General features: G+C 36.7%; 12 protein-coding genes. 9 read left to right on the plus strand and 3 right to left on the minus strand.

Going from position 1 to position 21,198, the window contains the following annotated elements; all coding sequences use genetic code 11:
* Positions 1–58 precede the first annotated feature (58 nt).
* Together EMTOL_RS10675 and EMTOL_RS10680 are read right to left on the minus strand one after the other, a co-directional pair.
* The gene (locus EMTOL_RS10675; RefSeq protein WP_015029293.1) at positions 59–2,899 is read right to left on the minus strand and encodes a glycosyl hydrolase; all 2,841 of its coding nucleotides are present in this window, start codon (positions 2,897–2,899) and stop codon (positions 59–61) included.
* Between the two features lie 173 nt (positions 2,900–3,072).
* Positions 3,073–4,203 (minus strand): glycoside hydrolase family 88/105 protein, encoded by a 1,131-nt coding sequence (locus EMTOL_RS10680; protein ID WP_015029294.1) that lies wholly within the window; start codon positions 4,201–4,203, stop codon positions 3,073–3,075.
* 293 nt (positions 4,204–4,496) lie between these two features.
* On the opposite strand from EMTOL_RS10680, the gene EMTOL_RS10685 reads away from it, so the two are divergent.
* The 6 genes from EMTOL_RS10685 to EMTOL_RS10710 all read left to right on the plus strand — a co-directional run bounded on the left by EMTOL_RS10685 (position 4,497) and on the right by EMTOL_RS10710 (position 13,299).
* Positions 4,497–5,876 (plus strand): Gfo/Idh/MocA family protein, encoded by a 1,380-nt coding sequence (locus tag EMTOL_RS10685; RefSeq protein ID WP_015029295.1) that lies wholly within the window; start codon positions 4,497–4,499, stop codon positions 5,874–5,876.
* Positions 5,877–6,033: 157 nt separating this feature from the next.
* Complete coding sequence (locus EMTOL_RS10690; protein WP_015029296.1) at positions 6,034–6,819, plus strand: S1/P1 nuclease; 786 nt, start codon at positions 6,034–6,036, stop codon at positions 6,817–6,819.
* Positions 6,820–7,085: 266 nt separating this feature from the next.
* On the plus strand, positions 7,086–7,370 hold the full coding sequence (locus tag EMTOL_RS10695; protein ID WP_015029297.1) for a hypothetical protein: 285 nt from the start codon (positions 7,086–7,088) through the stop codon (positions 7,368–7,370).
* 191 nt (positions 7,371–7,561) lie between these two features.
* Positions 7,562–8,701: an efflux RND transporter periplasmic adaptor subunit gene (locus EMTOL_RS10700; protein WP_015029298.1), complete on the plus strand. Its 1,140-nt coding sequence runs from the start codon at positions 7,562–7,564 to the stop codon at positions 8,699–8,701.
* Positions 8,702–8,714: 13 nt separating this feature from the next.
* Positions 8,715–11,873, plus strand: a complete 3,159-nt coding sequence (locus EMTOL_RS10705; RefSeq protein WP_015029299.1) for an efflux RND transporter permease subunit — start codon at positions 8,715–8,717, stop codon at positions 11,871–11,873.
* Positions 11,860–13,299 carry a TolC family protein gene (locus tag EMTOL_RS10710; RefSeq protein WP_015029300.1) on the plus strand — a complete coding sequence of 480 codons (1,440 nt, stop codon included), beginning with the start codon at positions 11,860–11,862 and terminating at the stop codon, positions 13,297–13,299. Before EMTOL_RS10705 ends, EMTOL_RS10710 begins: the two co-directional genes overlap by 14 nt.
* A 68-nt stretch (positions 13,300–13,367) precedes the next feature.
* On the opposite strand, the gene EMTOL_RS10715 is transcribed toward EMTOL_RS10710, so the two are convergent.
* Positions 13,368–13,688 carry a hypothetical protein gene (locus EMTOL_RS10715; RefSeq protein ID WP_015029301.1) on the minus strand — a complete coding sequence of 107 codons (321 nt, stop codon included), beginning with the start codon at positions 13,686–13,688 and terminating at the stop codon, positions 13,368–13,370.
* A 136-nt stretch (positions 13,689–13,824) separates the two neighbouring features.
* Here EMTOL_RS10715 and EMTOL_RS10720 point away from each other — a divergent pair, with 136 nt between their 5' ends.
* The 3 genes from EMTOL_RS10720 to EMTOL_RS10730 all read left to right on the plus strand — a co-directional run bounded on the left by EMTOL_RS10720 (position 13,825) and on the right by EMTOL_RS10730 (position 20,969).
* On the plus strand, positions 13,825–16,320 hold the full coding sequence (locus tag EMTOL_RS10720) for a bifunctional YncE family protein/alkaline phosphatase family protein (RefSeq protein WP_015029302.1): 2,496 nt from the start codon (positions 13,825–13,827) through the stop codon (positions 16,318–16,320).
* 108 nt (positions 16,321–16,428) lie between these two features.
* Positions 16,429–16,920: an NUDIX hydrolase gene (locus EMTOL_RS10725; RefSeq protein WP_015029303.1), complete on the plus strand. Its 492-nt coding sequence runs from the start codon at positions 16,429–16,431 to the stop codon at positions 16,918–16,920.
* A 404-nt stretch (positions 16,921–17,324) separates the two neighbouring features.
* Positions 17,325–20,969, plus strand: coding sequence for a T9SS type A sorting domain-containing protein (locus EMTOL_RS10730; protein WP_015029304.1), 3,645 nt, complete (start codon positions 17,325–17,327; stop codon positions 20,967–20,969).
* Positions 20,970–21,198 lie beyond the last annotated feature (229 nt).

The raw sequence follows: 21,198 nt of genomic DNA on the forward strand, positions 1-21,198 counted from the left end.
GAAGGTATAATTGTAAATACCTACGTAAATGATAGAACAGCAATTTTAAAAATAATGATTATTTCTTCTCAACGGCTATTAGCGTTACTTTATCGAGTAGGCCAGAATCACGTGGTTGCCAATTGAGTGTAGTTAAATAACCGTTTTTACCTAAATTTGGACGTAACCTCGCCGAAATATTGATATTATAAAACTTTTGCCATACTTGTCCTTCTTTTTCAATAGCAATTACACGATTAGCCATTGAATTTGAAACTTGTACCGTTAATGTATTTTGTTCTTTAAAAAGAGTTTTCGGTACAAAAACTTTATAGCTTGGGCCAATTAAAGTACCTAAATTTTGCCCATTTAATATTACACTTGCACTTTCGGCTACTTTACCTAAATCAAGCCAATAACCAGCGGTTATATTTGTACTACTTGGTTTGGAGAAATCAAGTGTATAAGCAGCAGTGCCTGAAAAGTTTTTGTAAGCGTCTCCATCTAACTTTGTCCAAGAACCAAGCGATTGTATTTCGATAGTTTTGGGTAATGTTGGCCCTCCCTCCAAGAAACTAAGCTTCCAAGTACCTTTGAGTTCTTGTGGTTCAGCCGCCGACTTGTAATAAGCAAAATTGCTGCTTTGAACAGGCGTATTGTAGGTTTCGATAATGCAGGATTCTCCCGCCGCTAATTGCAGGTAAATTTCATTGGTTGTTGCATTGTATTTTGCCATGCCCAAGGCCCCCGTCATCGGATTATATAAAGCTGCCGATTTTGCAGAAACAGTTAGTTTTACCCAACCATCAAATGCTTTGTTGGTTTTGTTGTTGATAAAATAATAATATCCTTTATCATAGGTTTTTCTGACAAACTGAAGTCCTTCATCAATCATGGTTTCACGCCAAATTTTGGCGGTATTCATCATGGCATCTAAGTTTTCGCCTACCAAAATTGTTCCTTTGCCAACAGATGCTTGCTTGAAATTTGCCGAATTTTCTACAAAGTTCATTTCAGAAAGCAAGGCTTTGAATTTGGTTTGACGCTGAGCAAGATTACCTAAACCTGGCACATCGACAGGTAATTTTTTGTGAAAAATGATGGTAGCTCCTTCTTTAGCCAACGAAACTAACTTTTCAAATGTTTCAAGGGGGATTTGCTCACTTTCAGCCATTAAAATGGTTTTGTATTTAATTCCTCCCGTGAGAATTTGTTGATTTTGTGCTTGTAGATTTAAAATCTGACGGTCAGAAATAAAGTCAAATCCATATCCACGGTCAAGTAGTTTTTGCCCTACTTCTTTAAAATCAGTTCCATTAAATTCTGGCGTAACGCCATCAAAGTGTTCTAAAAGACCTTTAGGTGAATGTTCTGTCAGGCGGTCAGTAATTGGGAAATAGAATAATATATCATTATTACCTTTACTATTTTGTAAGAAGCTTTGGCAGCGAGCTACATAATTATTGAGCGTACCAAAATCTTTCCAGAAAGGGTTATTAGGCATGAAGTGCACGGCAGCATAAAACAACCACCCTGGATATTGAGCATCTTTTGGCGAATAACTAGTGCCGTGGTAAAAAATATGATTAATTCCACCCACCATAAATAAATCTAAAGCACGCTTTACATCGGCTAGATTCGATAAGAAATGTTCATTTTCCCAAGTGGCAGACTCAGAAGATGCCAATTTTTTACCCATCACGTTGGCAGCTGATGATGCAAATTTTATGCGGAGCAGGTCAGTACCTTCAATTTCGGGAATATCAACTACACTATATAAATCTAAGGTATTTGCTGGTGAGCCATGAGCTTGGTTTCTCACAATTTTTCCTCGACTATGAGCCCATTTTGCCCATTCAGAAGTATATTTTTCTAGAATTAAATCACCTATGGTCGTTCGGTAATCGAATAAAACCCTACGATTTAGGTCGGTATTTTCTTTGCTGAAAAGGTTGGGTAAATAATTGCGTAATTCATAACCTCGACGATTTTTAAACTCATCGAAAAGATTATCTGTCCAGTCAGATTGCCCACGTGCATCATCAACTTCATAAGAATCATTGAAAAAAGCACGCATACTCGAAACATCAGTTTCGGCAAATGCTTTATCAAATGCTGAAAGATAATTTTTGATGGCTTTATCAGAGAAGTGGTCAATTACATCGCCTTCGCCACCCGGGCCAGCACGTTCAACCATTTTTCCATGAAAACCCTGAAAAACAGCATAAAGCATCCAATTTCCAGGAGGGGCCTGCCAGTTGAGTTTACCTTCTTTATTTACATTGTCGGTTAGATTCAATGCTTCTCCTTTATCTGAGTAAGCCATGAGTGTTTGTAAAGGAATAGGACGTTCGAAACGTACTTGGTCAATGGCCAATTCTTGCAAATTATCATTTTTCGAAATAGGATATTTCAATGCACTGATTTCGGTAGATTTTGGTAAAACATAGCGTAAAAGTGGAGGTTGAACGAAAGTGATGTTTTCATTTAAGGTTTCCCCTTTTGTTAAGCTATAAGTTTTATGAAAAACAGCCTTGCAAGCATCTTCTGGCGTAACCCAACGACCCCCAAACGGCCAACCAGAAGCATTGGCTAAGTCGATACCTAAACCTAAGCGACTGCCTTCTTTTAGGGTATGTTTAAACATATCGACCCATTTCGGAGAAAGAAAGTCAATGAATTGTGCTTCTGCACCTTTTACGCCATAAATAGGTGTAATTTCTAGTCCACCCAAGCCTACTTTTTGGTAAGCTTCCATATTGTAGGTGAGGTCTTTAGGGTTTACGGCATTACCTTCCCACCACCAACGTGTCCAAGGTTTGGTTTGTTGGGTAATTGGTTTCCATTTAGGTTGTGCCATGGCAAACGTACTTCCGAGAAGGATGATTGCCGATGTTTTGAATAGGGTTTTGTTGAGCATTTTTCTGTATTTTACTCTTTCATTGATTAATATTATTAGTTAGCGAATAAATTCGCTGTCTAATGGAATAAAGGAATGAATTCGTTTATTTCCCGACATGAAGTCGGAAAACGCTATGAGAATTTTATCTTTTGTTTCCCCTGTTACGCATTTCAATGGGTAATTTACTGTCTTTATTTCATTTTATAAACCTCAGTGCCTGCCAATAAGAAACAACCGACACCAAAATCGGTAAAATTGGGCACTTTATCATAAGAAAGCGGTTGTCCATCTTTAGGTTCTTTGCCTGTTCCTTGTACATAACCCAAGAATCCATTGGTATGCACACAATCTTTTATCATGGCATTCATGGCTTTAGCAATGATTGGTGTATATTTTTTCTTGTTTAATAAACCTTTATTAACCCCCCAAGCCATTCCGTAGGTAAAAAGAGCCGTACCTGTGAGTTCTTTGCCCCCAAAATCGGTTTCGTCCATGAGGCTTACATTCCAAAGGCCATCCTTACGTTGAAGAGGAGGCAGTGCCTGCATCATTTCTAGAAAAGTTTTTTCGTATTCTGCACGGTGGGGTGCATTTCTAGGCATTATATCAAGTACACGCACTAAGGCAGCTATCACCCAACCATCTCCACGCGACCAATAGCAACTTTTACCCGCAGGTGTGGTATAAGGAGGGTCGAAATCTTTATCACGATACCAAAGTTTTTCGGTAGGATTATATAGGCCATTAGCACCTTCAACTGTTTTGGTGTGCATATACATTTCATACATTTTCTCAAAATAGCGGTCATCTTTATACAAAACACCCAATTGTGCGAAAACAGGCATAGCCATTTGAAGGGCATCAATCCAAGTCCAGTCATCTTTTTTTGAGCTATTGACCATATTATCAATACACGCTTTTATATCTTTTATTCGCTCAGGCTTTGGGTCGATTAAATATAAATCAATATAAGTTTGTCCGCAGCATTGGTCATCTCCATTGCGAGTTTTCGTGCCATTCCTCAAACCCCATTTATGGGCTTCTCCCCACGAAACAGCGTAATTATAATAAGTTTCTTGTTTATCAATTTTATAAAGAGCCATAAGTCCTTCGTAATAAACGCCACGTGTCCAGATATTACTTGGGCGAGTTTTGTCAGGAGCCCAAATAGGTTTGCCCACATCAGGCCATTCGTTCATGAAATAAGCATTGGCCGACCTTAAAGTCTGTAATAATTCTTTTTTTGGAGGTAGACTTTGAGCCTTTGATTGATTGAAAATAAAGCAAAAAATGAGTAGCGATGAGTAAATGAAACGTCGCATATTGTAAATGTAAGATGAGAGATGTAAGTCTGTGCACAATATTAATTATGCCATCATTAATATGACAAATGTAAGACTTCAGTAGGCTTTTTACTCTCCTGTGCTCTCACGGAAAAGAGGTGTGTGAAGTCGATAAATATGGCTTGGTGGTCGAAGATTTGAGGCTTATTAAAAAAATTTAAAATAAAATTCTTAAAATCGTGGAAGAAAGCCTTTTCTGTACTAAATTCAACTCGACAAAACAATCACAAGCAATACTAAATATTGCCTAAACATTCAATCCTAAACATATCATGCAATCAACACGTAGAAAATTTATCAAGAGCGTCGGAATGGCTTCTGCTTTATTCGCTACCGATTCTTTTGCGAAGCCTTTCAACATCATCAAAGACCTAAAAAAAGTTAGTCCGAATGACAAACTGCGTTTTGCAACCATCGGATTTGGTATTCAAGGCCATGGAGATACTCGTGCTGCTTTGAGAAACCCTGATGTAGAGTTTGTGGCGGTCGCCGATTTATACGATGGTCGATTGACACATGCAAAAGAGGCATTCAATAAAGACCTTTTCACTACGCGTGATTACCGTGAAATTTTAGATAGAAAAGATATTGATGCTGTAATTGTGGCTACACCAGACCACTGGCACGACCACATTAGTATTGCAGCCATGAAGGCAGGTAAGAATGTTTATTGCCAAAAGCCAATGGTTCAACACATTGATGAAGGCCATGCAATGATTGATACTTGGCGTAAAACAGGTAAAACTGTACAAGTAGGAAGTCAGCCAAGTAGTGGAGCGGCTTACGCTGAGGCTCGCAGATTGATGAAAACTGGAGCGATTGGTGAACTGAACTTTATTGAAGCTACTTATGACCGCTATAGTGCATTAGGTGCTTGGACTTATTCGATTCCACCAGATGCTTCGCCAAAAACGATTGATTGGGATACTTTTTTAGGAGATGCTCCAAAACGTCCATTTGATGCAACTCGCTTCTTCCGTTGGAGAAATTATCGTGATTATGGTACTGGGGTAGCAGGCGATTTATTCGTGCATCTTATTACGGGTATGCACTTTGCAACTGGAGCCATTGGTCCAGAAAGAATATTTGCTTCAGGAGAATTGAGCTACTGGAAAGATGGTCGTGATGTGCCAGATGTAATGGTAACGGTATTAGATTATCCACAGACTGAAAAACACACCAAATTCCAAGCAGTATTGCGTGTAAACTTTGCCAATGCAGGTTCTATTAAAAACGTGACACGTATTGTAGGAACTGAGGGTGAAATTTTATGGAATGCTCAAGGGCTTACACTTACTAAGCGTAAACTTCCAAAAGCTCCGGGTTATGGTTCTGGCGAAAGTTATGCTACTTTCTCGAATGAAATGCAAGCAGAATATAAGAAAGAATACGATGCAAAATATGCCGAGTCTGACCGTGTAGCACCACCAGTTGAAGAAATTAAATACGAAACCCCAAAAGAAGATGACCCACACGCACAACATTTCAGAAATTTCTTTGATAATGTGCGTAAAGGAAGTCAAGAAACAGCCCAAGACCCTGTATTTGGTTTCCGTGCAGCGGCTCCAGCTTTAGCTTGTAATTTGAGCTATTTCGAAAATAAAATTGTGCACTGGGATCCAGTTGCGATGAAAGTATTGAAGAAAAAATAAACCTTCCCCTTATATTGCTAACCACGGGTTTCACCATTATTTGGCGAGTAATAGTATAAATTTTATCTAAACTTTGTACTACAGTAGTCAAAATCTCGGTGAAAGTCCGTGGTTTATTCTTTAATTTGCACCTAATTTTAAACAAACCATTAAAATAATGCTTAAAAAAACATCTATACTACTTCTTTTACTTGCCATATCTCTACAAACTTTTGCTTGGGGGCCAACGGGGCATCGAGTAGTAGGACAAATAGCTAATTCTTATCTTTCTGGTAAGGCCAAACGTAATATTCGTAAAATATTAGGTACTGAATCAGTTGCCATTTCGAGCAATTGGGCTGATTTTATCAAGTCAGATACTTCCTATAAATATTTAGATTCTTGGCATTATATTAACATCAAAGCAGGTTTAAATAATACCGAGTTTACAAATTATTTGAATAACGATAAAGGCACAGATGCTTACACAAAACTTAATTTTTTGATTGGAGAATTAAAGAAAAAAGAACTATCAATTGAGCAAAAACGAATGTATTTACGCTTATTGATTCACATTGCGGGCGATATTCATCAACCCATGCACGTAAGTCGTGCTGAAGATTTGGGCGGCAATAGAATCAAAGCTTTTTGGTTTTCTGATGCTACCAACTTACACGCCTTGTGGGATGATAAAATCATCGAATTTCAGAAACTCAGCTATACTGAGTATGCTACAAGCATCAACCATGCTTCAAAAGAGCAGCGTCGTGAGTGGCAAAAACAACCGATGACTCAGTGGTTCTTTGAGTCGTATCAGATTGCTAATAAACTCTATGCCGATATTAAGCAACCAGAACCAAGATTAACCTTTCGCTATAATTTTGATAATATAGATACCCTCAATCAACAACTCTTGAAGGGTGGAATAAGACTAGCTGGTTTATTAAACGAAATTTTTGGCTAAACCAAAATCATTAAAAAGTGATAAAATATATTAGGCAAGAATGGAGAATTTTTAAAATCTAATTAAATTCTAATTTCTTGCCTAAATTGCGTTTATAGCTTGATTTAAGCCATTTTATTAGTAATTTCATCTACAAAAAGCCTCTATTGGTATCCTTCTCAAATCGAACAATTCGATACTATGACTTGTTTAAGTTATATTTGCTAAAACAAATATTTATCGAACATCTTGTGAGAAAACAAATTCTTTCATCAACATACTTTCTAATGCTTCTGCTTACTCTACTGACGAGTAGTTATGCTGTGTTGTGTGATATGTCGGCGAAAGATGGCATTTGTTCATCAGACACGGATATCGAATTAGTTGATGATGGAGGAATTTCAGATTTACCCTTCGATTCAGGATTCGAGCAAATAAATGATAACTTTATTGAACGAATCACAGATTTTAGTTTCAATAACTTTGCTTTTATCAATAACGACTTTTCATACCTTCAAAATACTTATAAGATATACTTAGGCTTACACACACCACCTCCTAAGTATATATAACTACTTTCAAATTTTACTTCCTATTATTTTGTGAAAATAAAAAATGACCAAATGTTATTTGGTTGTATGTTTATTTTTGTACGATTCCAATAAAGAAATTTGACTTTCGAAGAAAACTTTGTAAGTCAGATTAAAATGTTTTAATTCCATTATAACTCATTGATTTTCTAAGCTTTACAATTGACCAAAGAATGAAAACGAAACACGCACTATTAGGTATTTGTACGGTAATTATTGTATCGTCTTGTGCTAACAAAGAGGAGCAGAAAAAGCAAACCGTCGATTATTTTCCGGTAACCTCGCCAATGGTAGTTGATACGACATTACATACTGATTATGTAGCCGAAATCAATGCCGTTCAGAATGTTGAAATTAGAGCCAGAGTAAAAGGCTATCTTGATAAAATTTATATTGATGAAGGTAAGTATGTGAAGCAAGGACAACTTCTCTTTAGTATTCATAACCCCGAATTAAGCGAGGAAGTAATAAAGGCATCGGCTATCACAAAAAGTGCTATTACGGAGCTAAGAGCCGCCGAGATAGATTTGAGTAATGTGAAACGTTTGGTAGAGAAAAACGTAGTATCAAATACTGAGCTTGAAGCGGCTAAAAATAAAGTAGAAATGATGAAAGCAAAAGTTGAAGAAGCCAAAGCCAATGAGTCATTTTCTAAAATTCAGATTACTTATACGCAAATTCGAGCACCATTTAGTGGAATCGTTAATCGTATTCCAAATAAAACGGGTTCGTTGATAGAAGATGGAACACTTCTGACTAGCATTTCGAAAAACGATGAAGTTTTTGCCTATTTCGATGTTTCAGAGAAAGAATATCTTAACTATTTGACCAATTTCAAGGAAAATGCACATAATTCGAGTAATGTAACCTTGATTTTGGCTAATGGAGAAGAGCATCCTTTCAAAGGAAAAATCGAAACAACTGAAGGTGAAATAGAGCCAAGTACAGGTAATATTGCTTTCAGAGCGAGATTTAGTAATCCAGAAAAAGTACTTAAACACGGAGCGAGTGGCAAGATTCGCTTACTGAAAAAGTATAAAAATGCCATGATTATTCCACAAAAAGCAACTTTCGAAATTCAAGACCGAATGTATGTGTATGTGATTGATGCTAAAAATCAAGTAAAATCAAAGCCAATTATTTCGAAGCATCGAATGCCACACTACTATATCGTTGAATCAGGTCTTGATAAAGGCGATAAGATTATTTACGAGGGTATCCAAAATGTGAAAGATGGTATGACAGTGAAACCTCAGTTTATTGATATGGACGAGATTTCTAAAGAACTAACGTATGTGAACTCACCCGAATAATTCCACCTTAAATATGTTTACAAATTTCATAAATCGACCAGTACTTTCACTGGTTATATCAATTTTTATTGTCTTGATGGGCGTATTGGCCATGACAGGCCTACCAATTACGCAGTATCCTGACATTGCTCCGCCAGCAGTTTCTGTAATTACAAAGTATACTGGAGCCAATGCCGAAGTTTGTGCTAAAGCCGTAGTTACTCCCCTTGAGCGTGCGATTAATGGTGTGCCAGGAATGACCTACATGACCTCGGTTTCTGGTAATGATGGTACGAGTATTATACAAGTTTATTTTGAAGTAGGAACCGACCCCGATGTAGCAGCAGTAAACGTGCAAAACCGTGTGACAACTGTACTTGATGAACTTCCAGAAGAAGTAATCAAAGCGGGGGTTTCGACCGAAAAAGAAGTGAATAGTATGTTGATGTACATAAACTTGATTAGTGATGATACAACACTTGATGAAAAATTTATTTATAACTTCGCCGATATTAACGTTCTTGCCGAATTAAAGCGTATTGATGGGGTAGGGTTTGTTGACATTATGGGTTCACGTGAGTATGCTATGCGTGTTTGGCTTAAACCCGCCAGAATGGATGCCTACGAGATTTCGGCCGAAGATATTATTACTGCTCTAAAGGCTCAAAACGTTGAAGCTGCACCAGGAAAAGTAGGTGAAAGTTCGGGCCGCCAACCACAGTCTTTACAGTATGTATTGCGTTATACTGGTAAAATGACTACCAAGGAGCAATACGAAAATGTGGTTATTAAGGTAACCGATAGCGGTGAAATGCTCCGTTTGAAAGATGTCGCTGATTTAGAATTTGGCTCTTTAGATTACGATGTACTTTCGAAAGAAAATGGCAAGCCATCAGCAGCTATAGTATTGAAGCAGCGACCAGGCTCAAATGCTAGTGAAGTTATTCAGAATATCAAGAATCGTTTAGATTTCTTGAAAGAAACAACTTTCCCACCGGGAATGAAATATACAATCAGCTATGATGTATCGAGGTTCTTAGATGCCTCTATTCATGAAGTAATTAAAACCCTCATCGAGGCCTTTATTTTGGTGGCTATTGTGGTATTTTTATTTTTACAAGATTTCCGCTCGACACTCATTCCAGTATTAGCCGTACCTGTTTCGTTGGTCGGTACTTTTGCCTTCATGCAATTGTTTGGTTTTTCTATCAACTTACTTACACTTTTTGCCTTAGTTTTAGCCATTGGTATTGTGGTTGATAATGCTATTGTTGTGGTCGAGGCTGTCCATGCCAAGATGGAAGAAAAACACATTGGCCCTCGTGAAGCCACCATTGAGTCGATGGATGAAATTAGTGGGGCGATTATCGCTATCACATTGGTGATGTCAGCAGTATTTGTTCCAGTTGCATTTTTATCTGGGCCTGTTGGTGTATTTTATCGACAGTTTTCCGTCACAATGGCCATTTCTATCGTTATTTCGGGGGTAAATGCCCTTACACTTACGCCTGCTTTGTGTGCCTTAATGCTCAAAAATGTGCATGCTGAAGGGCATAAAGATAATTTCCTTACTCGTTTTTTTAAAAAATTCAATCAAGCATACGACCGCCTTTCGGAGCGTTATGGTAGTTTATTACGACTCATTGCTAATCGTCGAGTAGTTACTTTTGGGGTTTTAGCAGCCTTTTGTGTGGCTACCTGGGGAGTAGGAAGCGTACTACCAACGAGTTTTATTCCAACCGAAGACCAAGGTACTATATATGCCAATATTACTACCCCCGTAGGTGCCACACTCGAGCGTACGGAAGAAATAATGAATGAAATTGATAGAATATCAAAGACAATTCCAGAAGTAGAGTCTATTTCAAGTCTTTCGGGTTTTAGTATGATGACCGATGGGGTAGGAGCATCGTTTGGTATGAGTACTATCAACCTTAAACCTTGGGATGCGAGAAAAGCTACGGCAGATGATATTATTGCTCAACTGATAGAAAAAACTAAGCATATCAAAGGAGCAGAAATACAGTTTTTCCCACCACCAGCCTTACCAGGTTTTGGAAATGCCAGCGGTTTTGAGGTTCGTTTATTAGACAAGACTGGTTCGGGGAATTTACAAAAGACAGCCGAAGTAGCGGAAAAATTCATTGGAGCATTGAAGCGTCGTCCTGAAATTAAAGATGCCTTCTCAAGTTTCAATCCGAACTTCCCGCAATACATGATTCACGTCGACCAAGATATGGCAGCTAAAAAAGGTATTTCGGTTGATGCAGCTATGAGTAATCTACAATCGCTCATTGGTAGTTATTATGCTACAAACTTTATATTATTTGGTCAGATGTATAAAGTAATGATTCAGGCCGACCCTAAATATCGTGCTTTACCAGAGGATATCATGAATTTGCGTATTAAGAATAAAAAAGGCGAGATGGTGCCGTATGCAATTTTTAGTCGCATCGAACGTGTCTATGGACCAGAACAACTTACCCGCTATAATATGTATGTATCGGCCATGCTCAATGGTGAAGCAGCAGATGGGTATAGCTCGGGTGATGCCATCAAGGCCATTGAAGAAGTTGCTAAAACTGAGTTGCCCCGTGGCTACACTTATGAATGGTCAGGTATGACCCGAGAAGAAGTACTTTCAGGCGACCAAGTTATCTATATTTTTATTATTTGTTTGATTTTTGTTTATCTACTTCTTTCAGCTCAATACGAAAGTTTCATGTTACCGTTGCCAGTAATTCTTTCATTGCCTGTTGGCATTTTTGGCTCGTTGCTTTTCTTGTATTTGTTTGGTTTAGAAAATAATATTTATGCCCAAGTAGCGATGGTCATGCTCATTGGATTATTGGGTAAAAATGCCATTTTAATTATAGAATTTGCAGTACTTCAAAGAAAGCAAGGAAAAACGATTCTCGAAGCGGCAGTAGGTGGAGCAGTAGCACGTTTTCGCCCAATTCTTATGACTTCATTTGCCTTTGTAGCTGGCTTAATTCCGCTTATGATGGCATCGGGAGCAGGAGCAATCGGAAATAAAACCATTGGTACAGCCGCCGCAGGTGGTATGATTTTCGGTACAGTTTTCGGGGTAGTAATTATTCCGGGCTTGTATGTGATTTTTGCTAAACTAAGCGAGCGGAAACCCCAAAAAAATTCCAAAGGACAATTAAAAGAAGCATATGTTAAAGCATAAAATTATATATCTAATAACCATAGTTGTATTGATTTCAAGCTGTAAGGTTAAGCAAGAAATTCCACAGAATAAACCACTTTTGGTAATGCCCAATAAGTTTACTACACGTGTGGATAGTATTCAGTCGAGTATTCCAATGGCCCGACAATTCTTCAAGGACTCGATTCTTATAGCTTTAATTGATACAGCTTTAAATAATAATTTCGATTTACAGATGACCCTTCAAAAAATCGAAATTGCACGAGCGGGTGTACGTCTAACAAAAGGTTTGGGAAAGCCAGATTTAGCTGGAAACTTTGCGATAGGTCAAAGAAAATTTGGGAATTACACCATAGACGGTGTGGGTAATTATGATACTCAGTTTTCGACTAATATTAATGAGAAACAGCGTATTCCAGACCCCATTATTCCAGATTATTATTTAGGGATACAATCATCTTGGGAGATTGATTTGTGGGGAAAACTTAAATCTCAAAAATCGTCAGCAGCGGCTCGTTTATTGGCATCGGAAGCAGGGAGGAATTTAGTCGTGAGCGAGTTGGTTGCACAAATCGCATCAGCTTATTACGAGCTATTGATTCTTGATAATGAATTAGATTTTTTGGAAGAAAATATCATATTACAGGAACGTGCCGTCGAATTAACCCGTATTTTGAAGCAATCTGGTCAGGGTAACCAGTTAGGTGTTGATTTACTTAATGCTCAGTTGCTAAGCTCGAAAGCTATGAAAATAGAAGTAAAGCAAGAAATCATTGAAGCTGAAAGTAAAATTAATTTCTTGGTGGGGCGTTATCCACAGAATATAAGTAGAGCAAAAATCGTTTGGGCAAATGTAATTCCGCCCAAATTAACTGCTGGCATTCCGTCTAAATTACTTGAAAATCGACCAGATATCAAACAAGCAGAATACGATTTGTTGGCTACCAATGCCAATTTATTTACAGCTAAAGCAGCTTTCTATCCTTCACTCAATATAACAGGTGCAATGGGGCTACAAGCTTTCAAAGCTTTAGTATTTCTGAATCCAGCATCTTTTGCGATGAATACCTTTGGTGGCCTCACAGCACCTTTGGCCAATCGTCGTCAGATTATTTCTGATTTAATGGCCGCCAAGGCTGAACAAAAAACAGCTTATACGAATTATCAGAAAACAATTGTGAATAGTTTTACGGAAGTATACAATCATTTGAATCTGATACAAAATACTAATGAAATGTATGACCTAAAAGTACAAGAAGTAGATGTTTTGCGTCAGTCAATCAATAACTCTTCAGAATTATTTCGTTCGGGTAGAGCAACTTATATAGAGGTAATTACCGCACAAAAAAATGCTCTGCAATCGCAAATTGAATTGATTAATCTAAAAAAACGCCAATATTCAGCGGTTATTGGACTTTATAAATCGCTCGGTGGCGGTTGGAGATAAACAACAGCATCTGTGGCATACTTCAAAAGTGTGCCACAGATGTTTATTGTATTCATAACTATGCAGAGTTATATCATTAACCTATCACCGTTCACACCTGCAATACTCATAGCTTCGTATTCCATTTCAACAATAAACTCGGTTTGCTCTTGGTCAAAGATTTCGTTGTCCCAGGCATTGAAATAAAGCTGAGTCTTAGTTTGAATATTTTCTACTTCCGCCTGTAGTTGTGAAATCAAGAAATCGGTGAATCGAATCACTTCTTGTTCCATTAGGGCTATTATTTCTGCCGAGGGCATTTCATATTCACGGTCTTCCCACTCATCTTGCTGAAATCGCTCTTTAAGTTTAAAAACCTCTAATAATTCTATACGTTCTTGATTTGACATCGAAAAATCTAAATTTTACCTAAAGGTAGGTACATTCATACATTTCTAAAAAATATCACGAAATCTTTATACAGATTTCAGCTGATATTTTCAGAAAAAGACATTATTTTGTTGAATATTCATCTTAACAAAAACTATGAAAAAAATTCTATTCCTCTGTATTTTAGGACTGTTGGGCCATTATGGTTGCAAAAAGCCTGCATCAAACCAAAATATTGAAACGGCTCTTATCAAGCAATTAGCCACTAAACGAGTAAAACTTCCCAATGGTTGGGCTTTAACACCAGTTGGAAAGACTATCGAATTACGGCATGATTTACCACTAAATATCGTAATTTCTCCCTCAAAAAAGTACATGGCTATCACGAATAATGGACAAGGAAAACAGAGTGTAGCTCTTATTGACCTTGAAAATGAGGCTATTCTCGATGATGAGCCAATTGCAAAATCTTGGGTAGGCTTGACTTTTAGTAATGATGAACAAAATATTTATGTATCTGGAGGAAATGATAATAAAATCAATATTTATTCAACTAAAAATAAAACATTAACACCCGATTCTGCCATTATTTTAGGGAAATCTTGGCCTAATAAAATTTCACCAACTGGGCTTTGTGTCGATTCTGATAAGCATTTACTTTACGTTGTCACGAAAGAAAATAACAGCCTTTATATTTGTGATACGAAAGACCGAAAAGTTTTAAAGCAATTCAACCTGCCTAATGAAGCCTACACCTGTGTTTTATCTCCGAACAAAAAACAACTATACATAACTTTGTGGGGAGGAGCAAAAGTGGCAGTATTTGATACTGAGAAACAGGTGGTTACTTCTCAAATAGAGGTTGATAAAAATCCTAATGATATCATTCTTACCAAAGATGGAAAATATCTTTTTGTTTCGCATGGAAATGATAATACCGTTTCGGTAATCGAAACAGCATCTAACAAAAAGATAGAGACACTTTCGGCATCTTTATATCCAGACTCTCCCTTAGGAACAACACCCAATGGCGTGGCTCTAAGTGAAGATGAAACAAAACTTTTTATTGCAAATGCCGATAATAATTGTTTAGCTGTTTTTGATGTAACTGAAAAAGGGAAAAGTCGTTCATTGGGTTTTATTCCTACAGGATGGTATCCAACGGCAGTAAAAGTTATTGGAAATAAAATTTACGTGACAAACGGGAAAGGAATGACTTCTTTGCCTAACCCTAAGGGGCCAAATCCGAATCTTTCGAAAGCTCCACAATACAAAGGGCCAAATTTCGAAGCAAATCGTGATGAAACTGAATACATTGGTGGACTTTTCAAAGGTACTCTCTCAATCATTGATATGCCTGATGAGCGTACCTTAGCGGCATATTCGCAGTTGGTTTATGAAAATACACCTTATAACAAACAAAAAGAATTAATAGCCGAAGGTGAAGTGGGCAATCCGATTCCGATGAAAGTTGGAGATGCTTCGCCAATTAAGTATGTATTTTATATTGTGAAAGAAAATCGTACTTATGACCAAGTTTTAGGCGATGTTAAGAAAGGCAATGGAGACCCGAACCTTTGTCTTTTTCCGGAGAATATTACACCCAATCAGCATAAATTAGTCAATGAATTTGTATTGCTCGATAACTTCTATGTTGATGCCGAAGTGAGTGCCGATGGACATAACTGGTCGATGGCGGCTTATGCCAATGATTATGTAGAAAAAACTTGGGTGATTAGCTATGGTGGAAGAGGGGGAAATTATGACTACGAAGGAAGTAGAAATATTGCACATCCTAAAAATGGCTTTATTTGGGACCACGCCAAGCGTGCAGGAGTTACTTATCGAACCTACGGTGAATTTGCAGAAGCTAGTCAAAATGTACCTTCTTTAACCACTGCCAATGCTGTTTGTAAAACCTTTAAAGGATATAATCTGGCGTACCAAGATATTAAACGTGAAAAAGAATGGGAAGCTGACTTTGATTCTTTGCTCAATATCAATGCTTTGCCTCGCCTAAATACCATTCGTTTGGGTAATGACCATACTTCGGGGGCAAGGGTAGGAGCTTATTCGCCTTTTGCGGCTGTTGCTGATAATGATTTAGCCGTTGGGCGATTAGTTGAGCATCTTTCTAAATCAAAAATCTGGAAAGAATCAGTGGTATTTATCCTTGAAGATGATGCTCAAAATGGACCCGACCATGTGGATGCTCACCGTTCGACTGCCTATGTTGCTGGTGGATTTGTGAAAAGAGGTTTTGTTGACCACACCATGTACTCAACATCTTCGATGCTACGCACCATTGAATTGATTTTAGGCATGAAACCTATGAGCCAATATGATGCCGCCGCTCGTCCGATGTATCGTTGTTTTAGCAAGCAGGCCAATACTACGGCTTTCCAAGCAGTTGAACCGTTGACCGATATTAATGCTAAAAATGTAGCTGTCAATCGAAACTCTATTCGCTCACAGAAACTCAATTTAGCTCAACCAGATGCCATTAATGATTTAGAGTTTAGTGAAATTGTATGGCAGACAGTTAGAGGATTAAATAGCAAAATGCCATCACCTAAGCGTAGTGCATTTGTAAGGTTAGGAAAAGGAGATGACGAAGAAGAGGATGAAGATGGTGATGACGACGATGATTGAAAATATTCTTATCTGATTTAAAACACCAAAAAGGTTAATTCAAGCTTATGAGGTAGTAATAATCAATACTTCATAAGCTTTTTTATAAGGTATAATTCAATATTTATTATGACATTCCCAGAAGGCTTAAAAAGATTAGCGGTTATGTGTGTCTTAAAAAACGAAAACAAATTTTTGTTATTAAAACGCCTCAAGGAGCCCAATAAAGATACATTCACACCAGTTGGCGGAAAGCTAGACCCACATGAAAGTCCATATAACGCCGCTTTGCGAGAAACCTTTGAAGAAACAGGTATAAAAGTAGAGCAAATGAAATTTTGTGGAATACTGACTGAAAGTTCACCTACAAAGTATAATTGGACTTGTTATGTTTATTTAGCCGAAATCGAATTCATTCCACCTCCGCCATGTAATGAAGGAGATTTAGAGTGGATTACTCTTGATAATCTACTCAATCTACCAACTCCTAAAACAGATTGGTTTATTTATCAGTATCTTTTATTGGGTAAAATCTTTGTTTTTAATGCCGAGTATGATGAAAATCTGAATCTTCTGAAAATGAATGAAGAAATAGAAAATGTTTCAGTATTTGAAGCCTAATTCAAATATTTAAAAATGAGAATGCGAGACATGCATTTTAGATGATGATTTAACTATTCGAAACTATGTTAAGTCTATTAAAGGATATTTCTACTTAAATTTTGGCCATTATGGCTAATAATCGGCATTTTTTACATGATCAAGTTGAAAAATAAAATATTCAAGAAAACTACTGTTTGCGTTTTAGGGATAACAGTAATTTAATTTTTCGGAATTTTAAAGATGTCGTCTCAAATTCTTAAGCCGCAGATGACGCGGCTTTTTAAGCAATTATCGTCATCTGTGTGCCATCATTTTTAATTGTGACAGTATCTTTCATAATTCCGATTTTTTTAATAAATATTTAATAACTTGCTCTGCTTTTATCATTTTAACCCCAAATTTTCTGTATTTTACTAGTAAATATGAATAGAAACCTATACGCATTTTTGTTAATTCTATTTTCACTCACACAACAAAATGTCTTTTCTCAGGCCGATGATTGGCGTGCCATGATTAATGGTCAAAAAGTTAATTTTTATGAAGTCCAAAAGCTTTTTTATGAAGAATTAGCTAAAAATCCAAATATGCCCAATTATGAAAAATTTAAAGAGTGGGAAGCCTCTGTAAAACCAAGGATTGATTTAAATGGAAATATTTTGGACATTGATCTGAAAGAAATTGAAAATTTTGAGAAAAATAGTCGTTCCAGACTTGCAAATGTCAATCCTAATTGGAGGCTAATTGGCCCAATGAATTCCCCAAAAAATTTGAATGCAGTATCGTTAGGGAGGATTGATTGTATTGCTTTTGATTCTCGTGATAAAAATATTTTTTATGTTGCATCGCCATCGGGAGGTGTTTGGAAAACAGAAAATGCAGGGACTACGTGGAAACCCATATCTAACGACTGGACAACACCCTATGTAGAGTATCTTACAATTGATAAAAATCCCGATATTCTTTATGCTACAGGCCCCAATAAAGAAAACTTATATTGGAAGACAAAAGATGCAGGAAAAACATGGGAAGAAAAAGAAATGCCTTTTGTAAATCCTTCAAGAAAAAATGAGGTGTATAGAATATATGCCAATCCGCATCAATCAAATATGCTTGTTGCACATACGCTCGAAGGGATAATGTATTCGATGGATGGTGGTGATAGTTGGACAAAAGCAATTCAGCCTAACGGTTTCCCATATTCTTATAGTGGATACGGAGACCTTGAATTTCACCCAACAAACCCTAATATAATCTATGCATCTTTACATACAGTAAACTTTACAACTGGAATGCCTGGCATAGAGTTTATAGTTTCTGAAGATGGCGGTAAATCTTATAAATTAACAAAGAGTTTTTCTGCGGGATATAGTATTGGAATGATGCAAATAGCGGTCTCTCTTGCAGCACCAAAAAAGGTATATCTACTTGTTTCAAAAAATACGAATAGCTCATTTGATGGGGTGTATGTTTCAAGTGATGAAGGAAAAACTTTTGAAAAAGTGAGTGATGAAAACTCTATTGTTGGATTCAGTGGTTCCACTTATACTACCACTATGACCAATGTATTGGGGGGACAATTTTTTCATAATTTCTCACTCAATGTATCTCCTTTAGATTCAAATCGGATAGTGCTTGGAGCACAAGGCTTTTTGCAAACTACCAATGGAGGCAAAAAGTGGGAATCACTCATTGCTGGCGACTTTAAAGAAAATGTTCATACCGATATTCAATTTATTGCTTTTCATCCAATAACGAATAAAGTAATTGTATGTAATGATGGTGGTTTAGTAAAAGAATCTGAACAATATGGCGTAAAAAAGTTTGAATCTTTAAGTAATACACTTGCCACTTCTCAGATTTATGCAATGTGTCAAGGTTTTGAAAACCCAAATGATTTGACAATTGGCCTTCAGGATAATGGATATATAACCACAATAGATGCCAATAATTGGCTCGGTATTGGTTTTGGTGACGCCATGGCAGCCTCCATTTCGGATGATTCCCAAAAAATGTATTTAACAAGTCAGATAGGTAGGGTTTTTCGGGTCAATGTTAGTTTTAAAAGTGAGAGCGAAATAAAATTTGAAAATAAGGAAATAACCCCCATTAATAGTGAATATAAACCATTTGTTACAAGAATTGTAACATATCCTCATACCTTTAATAAGTTACTAATTGGGCACGAACATCTCTATAAATCGTCGAATGCTGGCGAAAGTTGGACAAAATTAACTTTGCCTAAAAATAATTTAACAGCTATAACGGCATTTGCCATTGCACCAACGGACACAAGTACGCTTTTTGCTGCAGACGAACGAGTTGATTTTGTGGATAACAAGATTGTTGGCAGTATGTATAGGTCATTAGATGGGGGTAAAAGCTGGGATATTTCATATTTACCTCACAATGAAAAAAAGAATGCCCAAACAGCTATTCGTAAAATATTGCCTCATCCTAAAAAGAAAAATCATTTATGGGTAATTACAAACCTTGGTAGGGTCTATCAATCTACTAATAATGGTAATTCTTGGAAAGACTACTCGGGTTCATTACCAATTGTTATATTTAACGATATTGTTGTTCAAAATAATAGTGCAGATGTACTTTATTTAGCAACTGCAAGAGGCGTTTACTATAGAGATTCTACTATGAACGATTGGATGCCCTATAATACAGGTCTTCCAGCTATAAATATTACTCAATTAGAAATTAATTATCGTGGCAAAGGGTCACTTAGAGCAGCAAGCTATGGTAGAGGTCTTTGGGAAGCTGATTTAATGCAGCAAACAGTAAAAAATGTAATAACTGGCGAATTATTCAATATACCCACCTGTGCTGGAGGAAATATAAATATTCCTTTCTCAATTCAAGGAGAATTTCCTGCTTATTCGCCAAACTATATCGCTGAAATAGCCCCTTTGGAAGAAAACTTCAAAAAGCCAATCAAAATAGGTATTGCAAGTGTTAGCCCAGTAAATGCCCAATTTCCTAATACTCTAAAAGAGGGAATGTATCAAATTCGGGTTCAAAATGAACTTGAAAGTTCAAGTTTTGAGCCAATTACGTTTTACTATAAGCCAGAACTTATTCCGACCCCGAAAGCAAATGATTTTGCTTATTGTCATAATAATGGCGTAAATATTAATACGTATGTTAATGGAAGTGATATAAAATGGTATAAAACAGCCACTGATATAGCTCCAATTTCTAATGTGTATGAAGTCTTGGAAAATCAAAAGGGGAGTATTTCATTGTATGTTTCACAGACAGTAAAAGGGTGTGAAAGTGATAAAACTATCATAAATATAAAAGCTAATAATAAGCCAGAACCACTAAAGCTTTTAGAGCAATATCAATATTGTTTGAATCAAAAATTTGATATTGATGATTTAAAAATAAGTGGAGAAAATCTCCAGTGGATAAGTGCTGATAGATGGGTGATGTACGTAAAGCCCACTATTGATACAAAGGTTTTGGGTAATAATATCTTTTATGTTAGATATAAACCTTCGAATTATGATTGTTATAGTGATATTTCAACTGTAAACATCTATGTTGATGACAAACCCAAAGCTCAAATAGATGGAGCAGCTACAATACAACAAAATGAAGAAACACAGCTAAGTGTTAAGCTTACAGGGTATAGCCCTTGGAAATTAACACTCAATAATCAAACGTATGATGTTGAGAAAAGCCCATTTGCTATAAAAGTTAAAGGCGAAAAAACTCAAAACTATCAATTACAGTCAGTTTCGAATATTTGCGGAACAGGGCTTGTTTCGGGTGTATTTCAGTTGACGGTAATTCCAATCACATCATTGGAAAGTATAGAAAAAAGTAGATTTAAGGTTTATCCTAATCCAGTAAAAACCCAATTAACCATAGAGTTTGAAGGTTCACAAGGAAATGTGACTGCGGAGTTGTTTAATTTGGCGGGCAAGACAATTTTTTCGAAGACAATCAAACCCAAAGAAACAATAGATTTTAGAGATATAAATATTGGGGCGTATTTGCTGAAGATTAAGGAAAATAATAGTGTCATTGAATACAAAATTGTAAAAGAATAGGTCGGTAGAAAAAGAGATTTTAGCGGAATTTCAATCTAAAAACTCAGCAAGTGAAAATAATATATAAAAGCTAAAACATTTTTAATCAAACCTTTGCATATTTAAAGGTAAAGTTCTACCTTTGCACTCCGATTTTCGAGACTTGTGCAAACACCTCTCAAAATTGGAAGAAATTTCCTATAAGTCTTGATACTCTAATAAGTGTCGCTTCCCCTGACTAATGGTTGAT

Origin of the sequence: Emticicia oligotrophica DSM 17448 (assembly GCF_000263195.1) — a bacterium.
Taxonomy (GTDB): Bacteria; Bacteroidota; Bacteroidia; order Cytophagales; family Spirosomataceae; genus Emticicia; species Emticicia oligotrophica.

Coding starts and splice junctions, on each gene's coding strand:
- EMTOL_RS10705 (WP_015029299.1), top strand. CDS start 8,715: ATGTTTACAAATTTCATAAATCGACCAGTACTTTCACTGGTTATATCA.
- EMTOL_RS10675 (WP_015029293.1), bottom strand. CDS start 2,899: ATGCTCAACAAAACCCTATTCAAAACATCGGCAATCATCCTTCTCGGA.
- EMTOL_RS10720 (WP_015029302.1), top strand. CDS start 13,825: ATGAAAAAAATTCTATTCCTCTGTATTTTAGGACTGTTGGGCCATTAT.
- EMTOL_RS10695 (WP_015029297.1), top strand. CDS start 7,086: ATGCTTCTGCTTACTCTACTGACGAGTAGTTATGCTGTGTTGTGTGAT.
- EMTOL_RS10690 (WP_015029296.1), top strand. CDS start 6,034: ATGCTTAAAAAAACATCTATACTACTTCTTTTACTTGCCATATCTCTA.
- EMTOL_RS10725 (WP_015029303.1), top strand. CDS start 16,429: ATGACATTCCCAGAAGGCTTAAAAAGATTAGCGGTTATGTGTGTCTTA.
- EMTOL_RS10700 (WP_015029298.1), top strand. CDS start 7,562: ATGAAAACGAAACACGCACTATTAGGTATTTGTACGGTAATTATTGTA.
- EMTOL_RS10685 (WP_015029295.1), top strand. CDS start 4,497: ATGCAATCAACACGTAGAAAATTTATCAAGAGCGTCGGAATGGCTTCT.
- EMTOL_RS10730 (WP_015029304.1), top strand. CDS start 17,325: ATGAATAGAAACCTATACGCATTTTTGTTAATTCTATTTTCACTCACA.
- EMTOL_RS10680 (WP_015029294.1), bottom strand. CDS start 4,203: ATGCGACGTTTCATTTACTCATCGCTACTCATTTTTTGCTTTATTTTC.
- EMTOL_RS10715 (WP_015029301.1), bottom strand. CDS start 13,688: ATGTCAAATCAAGAACGTATAGAATTATTAGAGGTTTTTAAACTTAAA.
- EMTOL_RS10710 (WP_015029300.1), top strand. CDS start 11,860: ATGTTAAAGCATAAAATTATATATCTAATAACCATAGTTGTATTGATT.